We start from the raw sequence: 15,760 nt of genomic DNA on the forward strand, positions 1-15,760 counted from the left end.
CTGAAAGGACTCCGCTCATGAAAACCGTCAAGGTCTATGGCCCCGGCTGCAAACGCTGCGACGCCACCGAGGCATTGGTCAAACAGGTCGCGTCTGACCTGGGCATCACGGTCGAGATCGAAAAGGTTTCGGACCCGAAATCAATGGCCATGGCGGGCGTCATGTCGACCCCCGCCGTATCGGTAGACGGCAAGATGGTCCATGCAGGTGGACTGCCAGAGGCCGCCCACCTGAAACAATGGCTTTCGGCCTAGCGCGGCGCGGCCTAGGCCTCTGCCACGCAATCCGCGAAATACTGTAGATGGCCGTTTTCATCCTGCTCTTGCACAAGGCCGTGAATGTCCGTCTCAAACCCCGGACATTCACGGGCAAAGGTGCGGTTGAACTTGAGGTATTCGACGATCTTTCTGTTGAACACCTCTCCCGGGATCAGCAGCGGGATGCCCGGCGGATAGGGGGTCACAAGGCTGGTTGTGATGCGGCCCTCAAGCTCATCGATCGGCACCCGCTGGGTGGACCGTGCGGCGATATGTGAAAACGCATCGGTGGGTTTCATCGCCGGGGTCAAATCGCTGAGGTACATTTCCGTGGACAGGATCGCGACACCGTATTTCGCATAAAGCGAATGCACATGCTGACATAGGTCGCGCAGGCCCATCTTTTCATAGCGCGGATGTTTGGCGCAAAATTCCGGCATGCAGCGCCACATGTGCTGGTTCCTGTCGTAGTCGTCCTTGAACTGCTGCAATTCGGTCAGCAGGGAATTCCAGCGCCCCTTGGTGATCCCGATGGTGAACATGATGAAAAAGCTGTAGAGGCCGGTTTTTTCCACCACGACGCCATGTTCGGCCAGATATTTGGTGACGATGGACGCCGGAATGCCGGTTTCCTCAAACCGCCCGTCAAGGTTCAGACCGGGGGTGATAATGGTCGATTTGATCGGGTCCAGCATGTTGAACCCGGGCGCCATGTCGCCAAAGGCGTGCCACGACTCTTCGCCATCTGACGCCTGCACCCCGTCCGCATCGGTTTTCTTGAGCACCCAGTTGCCGGGATCGTCAACGCCTTCGTCGTCCAGCTTTTCGGGCCCCCAGACCTGAAACCACCAGTCGTCCGCACCGTATTCCTCATCGACCTTGCGCATGGCGCGGCGGAAATCCAGCGACTCGAGGATGCTTTCCTCGACCAGCGCGCGGCCCCCCGGCGGTTCCATCATCGCCGCCGCCACATCGCAGCTGGCGATGATGCTGTATTGCGGGCTGGTGCTGGTGTGCATCAGGTACGCCTCATTGAAGAGGTGGCGATCCAGTTTCGTATCCTGACTGTCCTGCACCAGAACGTGGCTGGCCTGACTGATCCCTGCCAGCAATTTGTGAATGGATTGCGTGGCATAGGTCACGGAATGGCTGGGCCGCGTGCGCTTGCGGCCCATCGCGTGAAAGTTGCCGTAGAACGGGTGGAACGCGGCGTGGGGCAGCCACGCCTCGTCGAAATGCAGGTTCTCGACGTAGCCGTCCAGCAGATCCTTGATGGTTTCGGTGTTGTAGAGCACGCCGTCATAGGTCGACTGCGTCAGGGTGATGATGCGCGGTTTGACGGTATCCGCATCCACATGCGCCAGCAGCGGGTTGGCGCGGATCTTGTCCTTGATCGCCTCGATCTGGAACTCGGATTTCGGGATCGGGCCGATGATGCCGTAGTGGTTGCGCGTCGGTTTCATGAAGACGGGGATCGCCCCGGTCATGATGATACTGTGCAGGATGGATTTGTGACAGTTGCGGTCCACCACCACCACGTCGCCGGGGGCGACGGTGTGATGCCAGACCATCTTGTTGCTGGTGCTGGTGCCGTTGGTGACGAAAAAGCAGTGATCGGCGTTGAAGATCCGCGCCGCGTTGCGTTCCGACGCACCAATGGCACCGTTGTGGTCCAGCAACTGGCCCAATTCCTCGACAGAGTTGCACACATCGGCGCGCAGCATGTTTTCACCGTAGAACTGGTGATACATCTGGCCAATCGGGCTCTTCAGAAAGGCGACGCCGCCGGAATGCCCCGGACAATGCCACGAATATGAACCATCCTCGGCGTAGTCCAGCAACGCCTTGAAGAACGGCGGCTGGATGCCCTCCAGATAGGCCTTGGCGTCGCGGATTATGTGGCGGGCGACAAATTCCGGCGTGTCCTCGAACATGTGGATAAAGCCGTGCAGCTCCCGCAGGATGTCGTTGGGCAAATGGCGGCTGGTCTTGGTTTCGCCGTAGATATAGATCGGCACGTCCTCGTTTTTCCACCGAACCTCTTCGATGAAATCGCGCAGGTTGACGACCGCAGGGTCCAGATCGGGACCGGGGGTAAATTCCTCATCGTCGATGGACAGCACAAAGGCGCTGGCGCGCGATTGCTGCTGCGCGAACTGCGACAGATCCCCGTAGCTGGTGGTGCCCAGCACCTCAAAGCCTTCGGCCTCTATCGCCTCTGCCACGGCGCGGATGCCCAGCCCGGAGGAGTTGTCTGAACGAAAGTCCTCGTCGATAATGACGATCGGAAAGCGAAATTTCATGGAACACTCCGATAGGAAAACAGGGCTGACCTTTTGCAGGCAGACGCTGCGCGCCGACACGAGACCGCCTTGGTCCCCGTGGCGCAGAACACACAGCATGAACTGTTCTCAATAGATTTGAGGGCCGTCAAGGGTCGCTGACCACAACGTAGACGGGTTTGCCAGCGTCGCAGCGGCTTTTGGCCGGGCGGTTGGCGGGGTTATACGCCTAAGACCTTAGGACAGGTTCGCGGTTTCTGATGCTTTGTTAGGATCAGATGGTATACCAGCAAGGGACAGGCCCATGGGGAGCAGAGTGATGGCACAGATTGAGCCTCAGCGGCATTTCGCCTCCGCGCTGATCGTCGATGATCATCCGTTGTTCTGTGACGCGCTGGCCATGACGCTGAAGACCGTCGCAGGGATCGAGGAGGTCGAGACCGCCAGCCTGTTGTCAGACGCGCTGGACGCGCTGGCAGAGGGGGCTGCGCCGGATGTGATCGTGCTGGACCTGAACCTGCCCGATGTGAACGGGTTGGACGGGCTGATCCGTCTCAGGACCGCCGCCGGGGCAACGCCGTTGATGGTGGTGTCCTCCATGGCAGACAATCGGATGGTCAGTTCCGTCATGCGGGCCGGGGCCAATGGCTTTGTCCCCAAACACAGCCAGCGCGGTGTCTTTCGACAGGCCTTTGACGCGCTGGCGCGGGATGAGGTGTTCCTGCCAGAGGGGTTTGTCGATGTGGCCGGTGCCGGGCAATCAGCGAACGCCGGAGAGGATGCGGTGGCGCGGCTGTCGACGCTGACCAACCAGCAGGCGCGCATTCTGCAATTGATCTGCGAGGGCAAGCTGAACAAGCAGATTGCCTATGACCTGTCGATCGCCGAAACGACGGTCAAGGCGCATGTCACCGCCATCATGCGCAAACTGGGGGTCCAGAGCCGCACGCAGGCGGTGCTGATCGCCGGTGAGGCCAGCTTTTCGAACCTCTTGCCAAGGGGCGCGGACACTCCGTAGTCTGTTCCAAAAATAACAGACCACATGGGAGGAGACCCGATGGACGGACCACCCTCTCCGTCTGCGGGGGGTGTCGACAATGACGCCATTCTGCGGACAGCCTGCGTCGATTGCGATGCTCCGGACCTGATTGACCAGTTGGACAAGGGCCTTGGCACAGGGCCGTTTGCGCTGGTGATGATCTTTTGCAGCCCGTCGGCCCCTTTTGAACGGCTGCTGGCCGAGGCACAGACCCGGTTTGGCGCGGCCCCGGTGATGGCCTGCACCACCGCCGGTGAGATCGCCATGGGCGGCGGCTATGCCGAGGACTCGGTGCTGGCCATCGCGCTGCCAAAGGATTTCTTTGAGGCCGAGGTGCTGCTGTTTGGCGATCTGGATGACCTGTCCGGCGATGAATTGACCCAGCAGACGATCCGCGCCCGGGCGGCATTGTCGCAACGCGCTGCGGACATGGAGCATGAGTTTGCCTTTCTCATGGTCGACGGGCTGTCGATGCAAGAGGATCGGCTGGCCTCGTCACTGGCTGCGGGGCTGGGCCCGACCCAGCTGTTTGGCGGATCGGCGGGCGACGGTGTCCGGTTTGAACATACTTTTGTGGCACTCGACGGGGTTTGCCATGAAAGGGCCGCGGTCATGGCGCTGGTGCGCAGCCGCTGCCGCCTGCGGGTGTTCAGCGTGAACCACTTTACGCCGACCGATTTGCGGATGGTGGTCACACGGGCCGATCCCTCACGTCGGCTGGTCTACGAGATCAACGCCGAACCCGCCGCGCGCGAACTGGGCCGCCTGCTGGGCAAGGACACGCACCAGATCGACACCTTTACCTTTGCCGACAACCCGATAGTGGTGCGGCTGGGCGGGAGCCACCACGTCCGCGCCATCAAACGGGTGACAGAGGGTGGCGCGCTGGAGTTCTTTTCCGCCATAGACGAAGGGCTGGTGCTGACGTTGGCCGAAGCGGCCCATATCGTCGATCACCTTGACCAGCAATTGACCGCGCTGGCGGGCGATGCCCCGCCTGTGGCGATCCTGGCCTGTGACTGTATCCTGCGCCGGATCGAGGCCGAGAAAAAACAGCTCAAACGCCCGCTGGACGAGGTGCTGGCGCGGCACAAGGTGACCGGGTTTTCGACCTACGGTGAACAAATCAACGGAATGCACGTCAACCAGACCATGACTGGCGTGGCCTTTTACGCACCCGAGGACCCGTGACGAGAGAAATGACCCACTACCTGATCGACCCGGCAGATACGGTCGAACGGCAAAACGAAAAGCTGTTGCGCATCAGCGAGGCGCTGATGCGTCGGGTCGAGCAGGACACCGACCAGACCGGCGCCGCCTATGCCCAGTTCGAACGCGCCGCCATGCTGGAGGATCAGGTCCGCCAGCGCACCCGCGATCTGGAATACACGCTGGATCTGCTGAACCAGTCCAACGCCGCGCTGGCCCGCGCCAAACATGAGGCGGAACACGCGCGCAAGAACCTCGCCAATGCGATCGAGGCGGTTCAGGAAGGCTTTGGCCTGTTTGACCGCGACGACCGTCTGGTGATGTGGAACAGCCGGTTCAGCCTGCCGCTGCACGACGTCCAGCCGCGTCTGGCCGAGGGGTTGCCGTTCGACAGTTACGTCAAGGCGGTCAGCGAAAGCCGGTTCCTGCAACTGCCCGAAATCGTGACGCCCGCGCAATGGGCCGAACAGCGGCTCAAGCGGCACAAGGATTTGCACGCAATCTTTAACGTCAGCCTGATCTGGGACCGCTGGTTGCAGGTCAGCGAACATCGCACGCCCGATGGTGGCACCGTGGTGTTGCAGACCGACGTGACCGACATCATGCGGCTGGAACGGCAAGAACGCGGCAAATTGCTGGACAGTCAGGCGCGGATGCTGCGGGCGACGCTGGACCACCTGAACCAGGGCGTGTGCATCTTTGATGCGGACGCGCGGCTGGTGGGCTGGAACGACCGCATCAGCGAGATGCTGTCGGTGCCGGTGGTCTCGCTGCGGCTGGGGGTCGATTTTGACCGGCTGGTGGACCAGTTGGAGCCGCGCTTTGATTCTGATGTGGCAAGCTCTGGCGGGTTGCGCGACTGGGCGCATCAGGACCGAGGCCGCCGCCCGCTGCGGTTCGAGATCCGCGCAGAGCCGGATACCACGCTGGACGTCTTTGCGCAGGAGATGCCCGACCGTGGCTTTGTGATCTCCTTTACCGATGTGTCGGTCGAACGGCAGGCGGCGCGGGCATTGGCCGAATCCAACGAACTGCTGGAACGGCGGGTGATGGAGCGCACGCTGGAACTGGAGGATGCGCTGGTCACAGCGGAACGGGCCAATTCGTCAAAGTCGCGGTTTGTCGCCGCCGCCAGCCATGACCTGTTGCAGCCGCTGTCGGCCGCCAAGCTGTATGTCTCGGCCATTTCCGAAAGTGGCGAGAGCGGCGAGACGGAGCAGGCCGCCGACAAGGCGCTGAGCGCGCTGGGCAGCGTGGAAAACATCATCGACGCGCTGCTGGATATCTCAAAGCTGGATTCGGGTGCGGCAAGCCTCGACATCACGGCGGTGTCCGTGCGGCAATTGCTGACCGCCCTGCGCGATGAATTTGCGCCGATGGCCGCGCTCAAAGGGTTGGACCTGCGGGTTGTTCCGACCACCGGCAGCGTGGCCAGCGACCCCGGCTTTTTGCGTCGCATTCTGCAAAACCTGATTGCCAACGCCATCCGGTACACGCCGACCGGCCGTGTGTTGGTGGGCGCGCGGCGACAAGGAACCTCTTTGCGGTTTGAGGTCTGGGACACCGGGCCCGGTATTGCCGAAGCCGATCAGGAACGGATCTTTCGCGAGTTTGAGCGGCTGGACCGCAACAGCAGCGTCAACGAGGGGCTGGGGCTGGGGCTTGCCATCGTGGAACGCGCCTGCGCCCAGTTGCGGCACCCTCTGGGGGTACACTCTACTGTCGGGCACGGCACCCGGTTCTTTTTCAGCGCGCAGCGAATTAACGGTGCCAACGAAGTGCCCGCCCTCAAGAAAAGCCCCGCCGCCCGCCAGCGTCTGCGCGACACCGGGTTGATTGTCCTGCTGGTCGAAAACGACAATGAGCTGCGCCGCGCACTGAGCCTGCTGATCGAACGCTGGGGTGGGAGCGTTCTCGACTCTTCCAACGCCGAAGAGGCGGACGCGTTGCTGAACGATCTGGGCATCCTGCCCGACGCGCTGCTGGTCGACTACAATCTGGGCGACGGCAAACAGGACGGCTTGGCGTTTGTGAGCCAGATGCGCGCGCGGGACAGCCATCTTCCGGCGCGGCTCATGTCGGCGAACCGATCAAATGAACTGCGCCTTTTGTGCGATGCGGCTCAGGTTGGCCTGATGACCAAGCCGATCAATACAGAGGAACTGGAAACCTTTCTGTTCGCCGCCACGCGAAACGCGATGACCTGAACGGCGCGGGCGGGGCACACTGACCGCCCGCGCGCAGCATCATTCCAGTGAAACGGTCTGACCCGCGGCCAACCCGGTGCGGGCATCGCGGACCAACAGCCGCCCGGCAGAGGCAGGAATGCGCGCGATGGTCTGACGCAGGCCGGTTTGCAGGATCTCGACTGCAACCTCTTCCAGCATCAGACCGTCTTCGTTCACCAGGTAGACCGTATCGCCACTGGTCAGCGCGGCGGTGGGAATTTCAAAGGTATCGTCGCCCGCGTCGATCATTGCCTCGACCTCGACCGCCTCGTTCAGGAACAGATCCGGCGCGCAGGAATCGTCTACCTTTATGGTAGCCTTGACGAACTGGTTTTCCAGGTCGGCCTCGGTGTCGAACCGGGTGATCGTGCCGCCGCAGGTCTGGTCGTTGACGCGGGTGATGCGCACCTCCGACCCCTCGGCGATGCCGTTGGGGCCGCTGGCGGACAGACGACGGATCAGGATGAAGACATCAACCGATTTCTGGCTGGGCGCATAGATCTGCGCGGCGCGCTCGCCCTCTTGCACGCAGTCGCCGACATTGGTCTCAAACCCCACCAGCGCCCCGTCGATCGGGGCGGTCAGCACCAGCATGTCATGGCTCAACTGCGCGGTTTGCAGGTCCAGTTCACCGATTTCCAGCGCGATTTCGGCGCGGCGCTTGGCAGCGCGGGCGGTGGCAATGGCCTCTTGTGCGCGGTCGGCGGCAAAGCGGGCCTCCATGAAACGGCGTTCTACCCCCTCCATCGTGGTCTCATTGATCAGACCGCGCCCCAGCATCGTGCTGTTGCGTTCAAATTCGGCGGTGGTCAGGTCCAGTTCCTGCTGGCGGCGCTTGTCGTCGGCAGCGGCGGACACGATGTCCAGTTCACGCTCTTCGATCTGGGCGCCCAGCTCTGCCAATCTCGATTCGGCGGTGCGCAGCGCCAGCAGCGACCGTTTCCCATCCAGCCGCACCAGCACCTGTCCGGCAGTGGCAACGCGATCACGCTTGGCCTGTTCGGACACTTCGACCACGCAGCCGCGCGCCTCATAGGACAGACCAACCATGGCGGTCGCCTGCACCGTCCCAAAGAAGGTGTCGGTGGTCAGCGTCCCTTGCGCCTGCAAGCGCACTGTATCGACCGCCACCGGCGTATCTTGCGCCATGCCTGTCACCGGCAGCATCAGTGACACGGCAAAAACACCGCCCAGCCAGCCGCGTTGGGTATGATTGATCATCCTGAATCCTCTTTCCCTGTTGCAGGCCGCGCCCTGGCCTTGTCCGAGTCTGGCCCTTGCGAGTCTGGCCCTTGCGGGACTGAAATTTATCCGTCCGGATTGATTGTCGCAAATTCAGCGCCGAGTTCCAGTGCCGAGTGACCCAAAGAGGTCACGTTTCAGAGGGGATGGCCCGGACAACGTCGGTCACGCTGCCGTCCCGGTATTCACAAACGGCCACGATGCGTCCCTCTGCCCTCAGGGGTGTGGGGCGGGTGGCAACGGTGGCGGCCTCTGCCACAAGGTCCGCGATGTCCCGGACACGCAGACCCGAGCCGGTCAGACGCTCGGCCAGATCGGGCCGCGCCGGGTTCACCGCCAGCCCGGCCTCTGTCACCACCACGTCAATGGTCTCGCCCGGCGTGGTCAGGGTGCCGACCTGCGGCACCAGCTTGGCAAACCCGGCGGCGGTCAAGCGGGTGGTGACAAGGGCCAGTTTGGACCCGGCGGCGGTATCCGCATGGCCGCCCGATCCTCCGATGAGGGTGCCGCCCGCCCGCGTGGTCACGTTGACGTTGAAATTCAGGTCCACCTCTGCCGCGCCCAGCACCACCGCATCCACGCGGTCCACCACCGCGCCCCCCACATGCGGCCCGGCATAGGCGGCGGCGGACATGCTCTGATGCCGGGGGTCATCGCGGTAGGACCGCACAGCCTCCAGATCGAAGCATTGAACATCCAGAAGCCCGCGAAACAGCCCCGCGTTCAACATCTGGACATGAAAGCCGGTGATCCCGCCGGAACAGAAACTGCCGGTGACGCCGCGCGCCGTCATTTCGCGGCCCACCGCCGCCGCCGTGGCCAGTGACGCGCCCCCGGCCCCGGTCTGAAAGGAAAACCCGTCTTGCAACAGTCCGCTGGCGGCGATGACCTGCGCAGCGCTGTCGGCGATGGACAGGCTGACTGCATCGCTGGCGGGCCGGGTGGTGCCAGAGGCGATCCCCGCAGGGTCGCCAATGTGCGCCACTTGCACCACATAGGTCACGCGGGTTTGCGGGATGTCGATGGCGGGCACCGGGTATGGCATCAGCGTATCGGTCACGGCCACGGTGTGGCGCGCGACTCCGACATCGACCATCGGATAGCCCAGTGTTCCGCAGGCGGTCGGACCCGTGCTGCCGGACAGGTTGCCCATCTCATCCGCCGCCGGGGCCGCGACAAAGGCCACGTCGACGGGCAATTCCCCCAGATCCAGCGCCCGCGCCCGGCCGCCGTGGGTTTGCAATGAGACCGGCGTGGGCAAAACCCCGCGTGAGACGGCCTCACCCGCCGGGCCGGACAGGAAAGCGGTGGAAATCCGGCTGACGGTGCCACGGCGGATGTGGTCGATCAGCGGCGCATGGACCGGAAAGATTGAACTGGCCGCGATGTGCAGATCCCGCAGGCCGCGCCGCGCCAAGGCCTCCATCACAAGGTTAAACACGCCGTCGCCGTTGCGCAGGTGGTGGTGGAAAGAGATCGTCGCCCCGTCGCACAAGTCACAGGCCGCGATTGCGGCGTCCAGGTCGGGCAGCAATTTGGACCGCCGCTTGCCGCCTTTGCGGGTGGCACGATGCGGGCGCAGAGGGCCATAGCCGGGGATGTCAGAGGGCAGATCGGGCATCGGGACCTTTCGTCGTCGCGGTGCCATGCGGCGCGCGGCTGTTGCGTACGGTGTGCCACTGAAGCCAGACGTTCAGGACGGAGCGCAGTGGCTGGGGCGGCACATCTTTGACCGCGACGTTCCGCAGGGTTAAGGCACATGGACCGGCTGGAAAAGCGCCCGTTTCAGATGGCCCACGTCAAAACATTGACTTTGCGCGTTGCCCGCCATCGGCACCAGATTGTGTTCGGAAAACCGGAAAGGGCCCCGTGTTGGCGGGGCTCTTTCTGTTCAGCGTCATCCGTAAACCAGGTTCGGCAACCAGGTGATGATCTCTGGAAAGACCATACACAGAACCAACCCCAATATCTGTAGCGCCAGAAACGGCAGCGCCGATTTGAAGATATCGGTCATCGGGATATGATCCGGCGCCACGCCCCGCAGGTAGAACAGCGCATAGCCAAAGGGCGGCGACAGGAACGACATCTGCATGTTCACAAGGTAGAGAACACCGAACCACAGCACCAGATCCTCTGGGTTGTTCAGCCCAAAGGCCGCCGCGCCCAGCGCCTTGATGATCGGTACAAAGATCGGCACGCAGAGCAGCAGGATGCCGACCCAGTCCAGAAACATCCCCAACACCACCAGCAGGATCTGCATCAGGATCAGGACGCCCCATGGACCCAGACCCGTGGCCGCCAGCGCGTCCTGCACGAATTGCTGACCGCCCTCCAGCACATAGAGCCCGACAAAGATCGTCGCGCCGAACATGATCCAGATGACCATCGCGCTGGCCTTGAGCGTTGTTGTGCAGGCCTCGCGCACCGTGGGCCAGTCCAGCTTGCGGTGGATGGCGGCCACGATGAAGGCCCCAAAGGTGCCGATGCCCGCCGCCTCAACCGGGGTGGCAACGCCGGAAAAGATGATGCCCAGAACGACAACAACCAGCGTGATCGGCGCGGCCATCTTGCCGACAAGTTTTACCTTGTCGGCGTTGGAGATGCGTTCCTCGACCGGGATGGCGGGGCCAAGAGTGGGGTTGATGTAGCAGCGCAGGGTCACATAAGCGATGTACATGCCCGACAGCATCAGACCGGGAATGACCGCGCCGATGAACAGTTCCCCGACCGATTGTTCGGCCACGACGGCGTAGATGATGGCCAGGATCGACGGTGGGATCAGGATGCCCAACGTGCCCCCCGCCATGATCGACCCCATCGCGATCTTGGGATCATAGTGGCGCTTCAACATGGCCGGCAGGGCGATGATGCCCATGGTCACAACCGCCGCACCAATCACGCCCACCATGGCCGCAAGGATCGTCGAGGCGATGATCGTGGCCGAGGCCAGACCGCCCTTTACCCCGCCAAGCACCTTGTAGATCACATCGAACATGTCGTTGATGATCCCCGCCCTTTCGAGCATCGCCGCCATGAAGATGAACAGCGGGATCGCCGATAGTTGATAGTTTGTCATCAGCGGGAAGATGCGACTGGGCACGATATTCAGCGCCCGCGCATCGCCCAGCACAAACAGAAACACACAGGCCAGACCCCCGGTGACAAAGGCCAGTGGCAGACCCGCCATGAGCAGCGCCAGAAGGCTGCCGAACATGATGAGCGTCAGCCACTCAATTCCGATTTCTATTCCCATGCCTCAGTTCCCCCGCGCGATTTCACGGATGTCTTTTGAGACCTTCGAGACGCCTTGCAGCACCAGCAAAAGTCCACCTATCACCATGACCCATTTCATCGGCCACAGCGGCACCTCCCATTCATTAAAGCTGATCTCGCCCCAGCGAATGTTCGGGTCGGTCCACTGGCTGGTTCCAAAACCTGCAAACATCTCACCCAGAGTGATCTGCCCGCGCGCCCAGTCCGACACAATCGAATTGCCTGACGGCACCGCAACGGCGTCCATGGCAAAGATCCATGAGGTGACCAGCAGCGTGCCCGCGAAGATAAAGAAAAAGACCGAGGTCAGCAGATCGACCCATGCCTTTTTCGGCTTGGTCAGCGGCGCGTAAAAGATGTCCACGCGCACATGGCTTTCGGTCATCATCGCATAGGCCCCGGCGATCAGGTATTGCATCCCGAACATCAGGTACATCGCCTCATGAGCCCAGTTGGTCGGCGAGCCAAAGACATAGCGCGCGATCACCTCATAGTAGTAGACAAAGACCGCTATCACCGCCCAGTAGGCGACAAACTCACCGCAGAACAGCGACAGTCGGTCAATCCAGTTTTCAGCATAGTCGCGGTCATGTTTTGGCCCCTCTTCGGCCTCGGCGGCGCGCAGGGCCTTTTCGGCCTCTGTCAGTTCCTCATGCGCGGGCAGGTTGTCATTCGCGCGACGCACCATGCCGGGCAGCAGCACAAAATCGATCAACAAGAGCGCGATGATGGCATAGAGCGCATAGCCCGCCGCGTTGTCCCAATTGGCACGGGTGGCGGCGGCCTGATCGCGCAGCGGCTGCGCCTCGATCAGGGTGGCGCGCGCCTCTGTCAGGCGCACTTCGCCCTTGGAGACGGTGTCCTGCGCGCGTTCCAGCCGCTTTTCCGCACTGCGTCGGGCAAAACTGCCCTCTTCGGCGGCGTCGATGGCGGCCTGCATGTCGTCCAATCCAGCGCGGGCATCGGTGACACGCCCCTCTTCGCGGTCGATCACCCGCTGCGCCACGCGCAACTGGTTTTCATGGTTCGACAGGATCGTGCGCGCATCCTGTGTCTGTCCGTTCGCATACAGGATGAACAGAAAGATCGGGATATAGACCAGCCCCAGCATGTTCTTGAGGTAAAAGCGGTGCAGCCCGATGATGCCGCCGGTGACGGCGATCATATAGGCCAGCGGCAGCGTATAACGTTTTTCGGCCCTCTGGGGTCGGCGAGACAGGATCATCGCGACGATGGGAAAGACGATCAGACCCACCCAGTAGAGCCAATGCGGCAGCGTGAAGCTGAGGCTTGGCATTTGCGGTCCTTGCAGATTGGAGTCGAGTGAAAGCGCCCGGCGCCAGTGGCGCCGGGCGAAAGACATGGTCCTGAGGGACCGCTCAGAGTTTGAGTTCCAGCCCCTGTGTCAGCGCGGGGTCAACATAGCCCAAAGAGCCGGACATCATGTAATCCAGCTGGATCTTGAACACGCGCGCGGCCTGCGGGTCGCGGTTGGCGTAGTCGTACCAGATCGGCACGGCGACCTCTGTCATCAGTTCCACGTCGTCCTGTGTCAGGCGTGTGACCTCTGTGCCGTCGGCCTCGAACTTGCCCCAGGCCTCTTGGTCGGCGGCCTGAATCGCGGCGTGGTGCATGTCGGAATAGACGTGGGTTTCCATCTCGACAAACTGCTGCATCTGCGGTGATAGCGCGTCCCACGCGGCCTTGCCCACGGTGATGTCCATGATGTCGACCGGCTGGTACAGCGACATGAAACCCGGAGGGCCCATGACGATGTAGTCGGTGACCTGGCTGAAGCCGAGGGCGTAGTTGACCGCCGGTCCCACATAGTCGGCCACGTCGATGGTGCCCTTTTCCAGCGCCGGGAAAATCTCGGACCCCGGAAGAACGGTGGTTTCCGCACCGATCTGGGTAAAGATCTCCGCGACCATACCGCCGGGCAGACGCATCTTGCGGCCTGCAAAGTCGTCGATCGACCGGATCGGCACCTTGGAGTGGATAATGTTCGGGCCGTGATGGACCGGGCCGACAAAATGCATGCCCTGCGCGGCGTACAGTTCGCGCGCGATGTCGATGCCACCGAGGCCATAGTAGAAGACGTCAAATTCATGCGGGTTGCGCAGGCCCAGCGGAATCGAGGTCAGGAACGTCGCTGCAGGGATGATGCCCTGAGCGTAAATGGTAAACGGGTTCACAGCGTCCAGAACGCCATTCTTGACCGCGTCGAACAGCTGGAAGTCACCCACAACGTCATTGGCGCCAAACGGCTGGAACGCCAGTTCACCGCCGGTCTTTTCCTCGATCGATCCGCACCAGTCCTTGAAAATCTGCAATCCGGCGCCGCCGGGCCAGCTGGTCTGGATCTTCCAGGTCTTGGTGTGGCTTGCCGCGCCCGCGATATGCGGAGCGGCCAATGTGGCCGCACCGGCACCGGCCAGAGTGCGCAGCGCCGCGCGGCGCGTCGTGATCTTGTTGGTCATGTCAGTCCTCCCGTGACTTCACGGACTCCCGAGGTTCGCGCTTCGGGTTGCCCTGCGCCTACTTTAGGGGCTGTATTCGAAATTGGTAATATTTTCTTTCCGGTAGCGCTAACCACTTTTGCGCTTGGGGACAGACACACCGACGAGTCCATTTCACATTTGTGCGCAAACTGGCGCGCAGGCTACAAAAGGCACCGGTTTTCCATGGGAATGCACCGATTTCCTGGCCAACCAAGCAAGAACACACAGGTGCACCACCTCGATGTCGAGGCGTTCAAACCTATGTGCAAAACCCCTAATTTGGTTTGAAGGCTGCCCCACCGCCCCGGGCGTGACGGCTTTGAACCGCGCTTGCCCCCTACCGTCCTGCGATCCAGCACGGCGTGACAAACGTCCCAGGGGCTGTTGATTGCCGATGCGATCACCGGGGAACCGCTCTGATTCCATCTTGAACAGCGCGCGCGTTGTGTTTACACGACCGGCGCATTGCCTCAATAGCTCAGCTGGTAGAGCAGGTCCTTCGTAAGGACAAGGTCGGGGGTTCGAGTCCCTCTTGAGGCACCATGCATGACAGCTATCCACATGAAATAACTAACTTATTTAAAGAATGCCACTTGCGCATCCACCTCTTTATCCACCTCAATGAGCGTGGTGGATAGCGCAGGCAAGAACAGTCGGGCTATGTTTGGTACTTCTCTAGAGTAGCCTTGAGCCGTTCTGCATGCGTGAAAAGTTCCTTCATTGATTGAAGCTCTACACGCTCTTCGGTGTCGCCATCGAAAAGCCCCAGGAACTTCTTTCTCGCACCATTGAAGTGCATTCTAGCAATCGGCTTGCGATTGTTGTCGTCCAAGAGAACAGCGCAGTAGCTTTTGGCGTCTCGCATGAAAATTCGGTCTGTATCGATGTCTTCCCGCAAGATTGCTTTGATTGTAAGCCACCCTTCAACTTCTTCTTCCGTAGTGACGACGCCGCTATCAGCAATTTTAGGCTCCTGCTTGCCATCGGCACCCGCCTCATGGGCATCGGACGATGGATCTTCCAGCGCTGAATTCAGCCTAAGCCGCACACGGTCCCTGACTATTTCTTTGAACGCAGCGGTTATGGCATTTCGTATGGTGTCGCGGACACTCTGGTTGAGACGACCATCATGCACGTCGCTCGCTACGAGTTTGATCAAGGCTTCGGGCGGTGTGTCCATCCACGTTTCCAAGACAAGCTTGATTGAAGAAACATATTTCAGTCGCTCGGCTTGCTGTAAGATGTTCTCCACGCTGAATGTAGCTTTTGAAAACTTGGACAATTCCAGCAAAGAAGCCGGGCCAAAATCGAGCAAATCGAAAGTGAAGAATGGGCGCTTATCGAGCCGGTGGCTTTCATCCAGATCAGTAAAAAATCGGTACTCTCGCCCGTTGGTCAGCAGGGCAAATCTCGCGTTTGTAACAGTGAAGTGTATCCGTCCGCTGTCGCCGCTCTGACGAGCGGAACCCTCGGCTGATAGTGTCCACCATCGATAGTGGACATCTTGAGGCACTCCATGGCGGGCAAAAAGGGTCAGAAGAAGCGGTTCTGGGCTGACGAAGAGAAGCGGTTGATCTGTGCGCAGGCTTTGGCACCGGGCGTGTCTGTCGCGCAGGTTGCACGTCGCTATTCAATGAACGCCAACCTGATTTTCAAATGGTTGAAGGACCCTCGCTTTTCCCCTGCCACGGGTGAAACGCCTGATGTGCAGAAAGGCGGCAGTGTTTTT

General features: G+C 61.3%; 12 protein-coding genes and 1 tRNA gene. 6 read left to right on the plus strand and 7 right to left on the minus strand.

Going from position 1 to position 15,760, the window contains the following annotated elements; genetic code table 11:
* Window positions 1-17 precede the first annotated feature (17 nt).
* Window positions 18-254 (plus strand): thioredoxin family protein, encoded by a 237-nt coding sequence (locus tag CHB90_RS18065; protein ID WP_089279252.1) that lies wholly within the window; start codon window positions 18-20, stop codon window positions 252-254.
* An 11-nt stretch (window positions 255-265) separates the two neighbouring features.
* Here the strand turns inward: CHB90_RS18065 and CHB90_RS18070 are convergent, their stop codons facing one another.
* The gene (locus CHB90_RS18070; RefSeq protein WP_089279253.1) at window positions 266-2,560 is read right to left on the minus strand and encodes an arginine/lysine/ornithine decarboxylase; all 2,295 of its coding nucleotides are present in this window, start codon (window positions 2,558-2,560) and stop codon (window positions 266-268) included.
* 298 nt (window positions 2,561-2,858) lie between these two features.
* Between CHB90_RS18070 and CHB90_RS18075 the strand changes: the two genes are divergently transcribed.
* The 3 genes from CHB90_RS18075 to CHB90_RS18085 are packed head-to-tail and all read left to right on the plus strand — an operon-like array spanning window position 2,859 to window position 6,994.
* Complete coding sequence (locus tag CHB90_RS18075) at window positions 2,859-3,557, plus strand: response regulator (protein WP_245823291.1); 699 nt, start codon at window positions 2,859-2,861, stop codon at window positions 3,555-3,557.
* Between the two features lie 39 nt (window positions 3,558-3,596).
* Window positions 3,597-4,769, plus strand: a complete 1,173-nt coding sequence (locus CHB90_RS18080) for an FIST N-terminal domain-containing protein (RefSeq protein ID WP_089279255.1) — start codon at window positions 3,597-3,599, stop codon at window positions 4,767-4,769.
* An 8-nt stretch (window positions 4,770-4,777) separates the two neighbouring features.
* Window positions 4,778-6,994, plus strand: coding sequence for a hybrid sensor histidine kinase/response regulator (locus tag CHB90_RS18085; RefSeq protein ID WP_089279256.1), 2,217 nt, complete (start codon window positions 4,778-4,780; stop codon window positions 6,992-6,994).
* Window positions 6,995-7,033: 39 nt separating this feature from the next.
* On the opposite strand, the gene CHB90_RS18090 is transcribed toward CHB90_RS18085, so the two are convergent.
* From CHB90_RS18090 to dctP, 5 genes are all read right to left on the minus strand, one after another.
* Window positions 7,034-8,236: an efflux RND transporter periplasmic adaptor subunit gene (locus CHB90_RS18090; protein ID WP_089279257.1), complete on the minus strand. Its 1,203-nt coding sequence runs from the start codon at window positions 8,234-8,236 to the stop codon at window positions 7,034-7,036.
* Window positions 8,237-8,387: 151 nt separating this feature from the next.
* A complete protein-coding gene (citF, locus tag CHB90_RS18095; RefSeq protein WP_089279258.1) occupies window positions 8,388-9,878 on the minus strand; it encodes a citrate lyase subunit alpha in 1,491 nt (496 codons plus the stop codon).
* Window positions 9,879-10,154: 276 nt separating this feature from the next.
* The gene (locus CHB90_RS18100; protein ID WP_089279259.1) at window positions 10,155-11,510 is read right to left on the minus strand and encodes a TRAP transporter large permease; all 1,356 of its coding nucleotides are present in this window, start codon (window positions 11,508-11,510) and stop codon (window positions 10,155-10,157) included.
* 3 nt (window positions 11,511-11,513) lie between these two features.
* Window positions 11,514-12,827: a TRAP transporter small permease subunit gene (locus tag CHB90_RS18105; RefSeq protein ID WP_089279260.1), complete on the minus strand. Its 1,314-nt coding sequence runs from the start codon at window positions 12,825-12,827 to the stop codon at window positions 11,514-11,516.
* A gap of 82 nt (window positions 12,828-12,909) precedes the next feature.
* Window positions 12,910-14,010 carry a TRAP transporter substrate-binding protein DctP gene (gene dctP, locus CHB90_RS18110; RefSeq protein WP_089279261.1) on the minus strand — a complete coding sequence of 367 codons (1,101 nt, stop codon included), beginning with the start codon at window positions 14,008-14,010 and terminating at the stop codon, window positions 12,910-12,912.
* Window positions 14,011-14,498: 488 nt separating this feature from the next.
* Here dctP and CHB90_RS18115 point away from each other — a divergent pair.
* Window positions 14,499-14,574 (plus strand) — tRNA-Thr (locus CHB90_RS18115).
* 115 nt (window positions 14,575-14,689) lie between these two features.
* Here the strand turns inward: CHB90_RS18115 and CHB90_RS18120 are convergent.
* Window positions 14,690-15,544: a hypothetical protein gene (locus CHB90_RS18120; protein ID WP_089279262.1), complete on the minus strand. Its 855-nt coding sequence runs from the start codon at window positions 15,542-15,544 to the stop codon at window positions 14,690-14,692.
* Between the two features lie 3 nt (window positions 15,545-15,547).
* Between CHB90_RS18120 and CHB90_RS18125 the strand changes: the two genes are divergently transcribed.
* The coding region (locus CHB90_RS18125; protein WP_141135920.1) for a transposase at window positions 15,548-15,760 on the plus strand (213 nt) is incomplete at its 3' end.

This window comes from Antarctobacter heliothermus, from assembly GCF_900188425.1.
GTDB lineage: Bacteria > Pseudomonadota > Alphaproteobacteria > Rhodobacterales > Rhodobacteraceae > Antarctobacter > Antarctobacter heliothermus.

Bases quoted from the DNA above. Each gene is read 5' to 3' on its own strand.
- CHB90_RS18065 (WP_089279252.1), top strand. From the start codon at position 18: ATGAAAACCGTCAAGGTCTATGGCCCCGGCTGCAAACGCTGCGACGCC.
- CHB90_RS18070 (WP_089279253.1), bottom strand. From the start codon at position 2,560: ATGAAATTTCGCTTTCCGATCGTCATTATCGACGAGGACTTTCGTTCA.
- CHB90_RS18075 (WP_245823291.1), top strand. From the start codon at position 2,859: ATGGCACAGATTGAGCCTCAGCGGCATTTCGCCTCCGCGCTGATCGTC.
- CHB90_RS18080 (WP_089279255.1), top strand. From the start codon at position 3,597: ATGGACGGACCACCCTCTCCGTCTGCGGGGGGTGTCGACAATGACGCC.
- CHB90_RS18085 (WP_089279256.1), top strand. From the start codon at position 4,778: ATGACCCACTACCTGATCGACCCGGCAGATACGGTCGAACGGCAAAAC.
- CHB90_RS18090 (WP_089279257.1), bottom strand. From the start codon at position 8,236: ATGATCAATCATACCCAACGCGGCTGGCTGGGCGGTGTTTTTGCCGTG.
- citF (WP_089279258.1), bottom strand. From the start codon at position 9,878: ATGCCCGATCTGCCCTCTGACATCCCCGGCTATGGCCCTCTGCGCCCG.
- CHB90_RS18100 (WP_089279259.1), bottom strand. From the start codon at position 11,510: ATGGGAATAGAAATCGGAATTGAGTGGCTGACGCTCATCATGTTCGGC.
- CHB90_RS18105 (WP_089279260.1), bottom strand. From the start codon at position 12,827: ATGCCAAGCCTCAGCTTCACGCTGCCGCATTGGCTCTACTGGGTGGGT.
- dctP (WP_089279261.1), bottom strand. From the start codon at position 14,010: ATGACCAACAAGATCACGACGCGCCGCGCGGCGCTGCGCACTCTGGCC.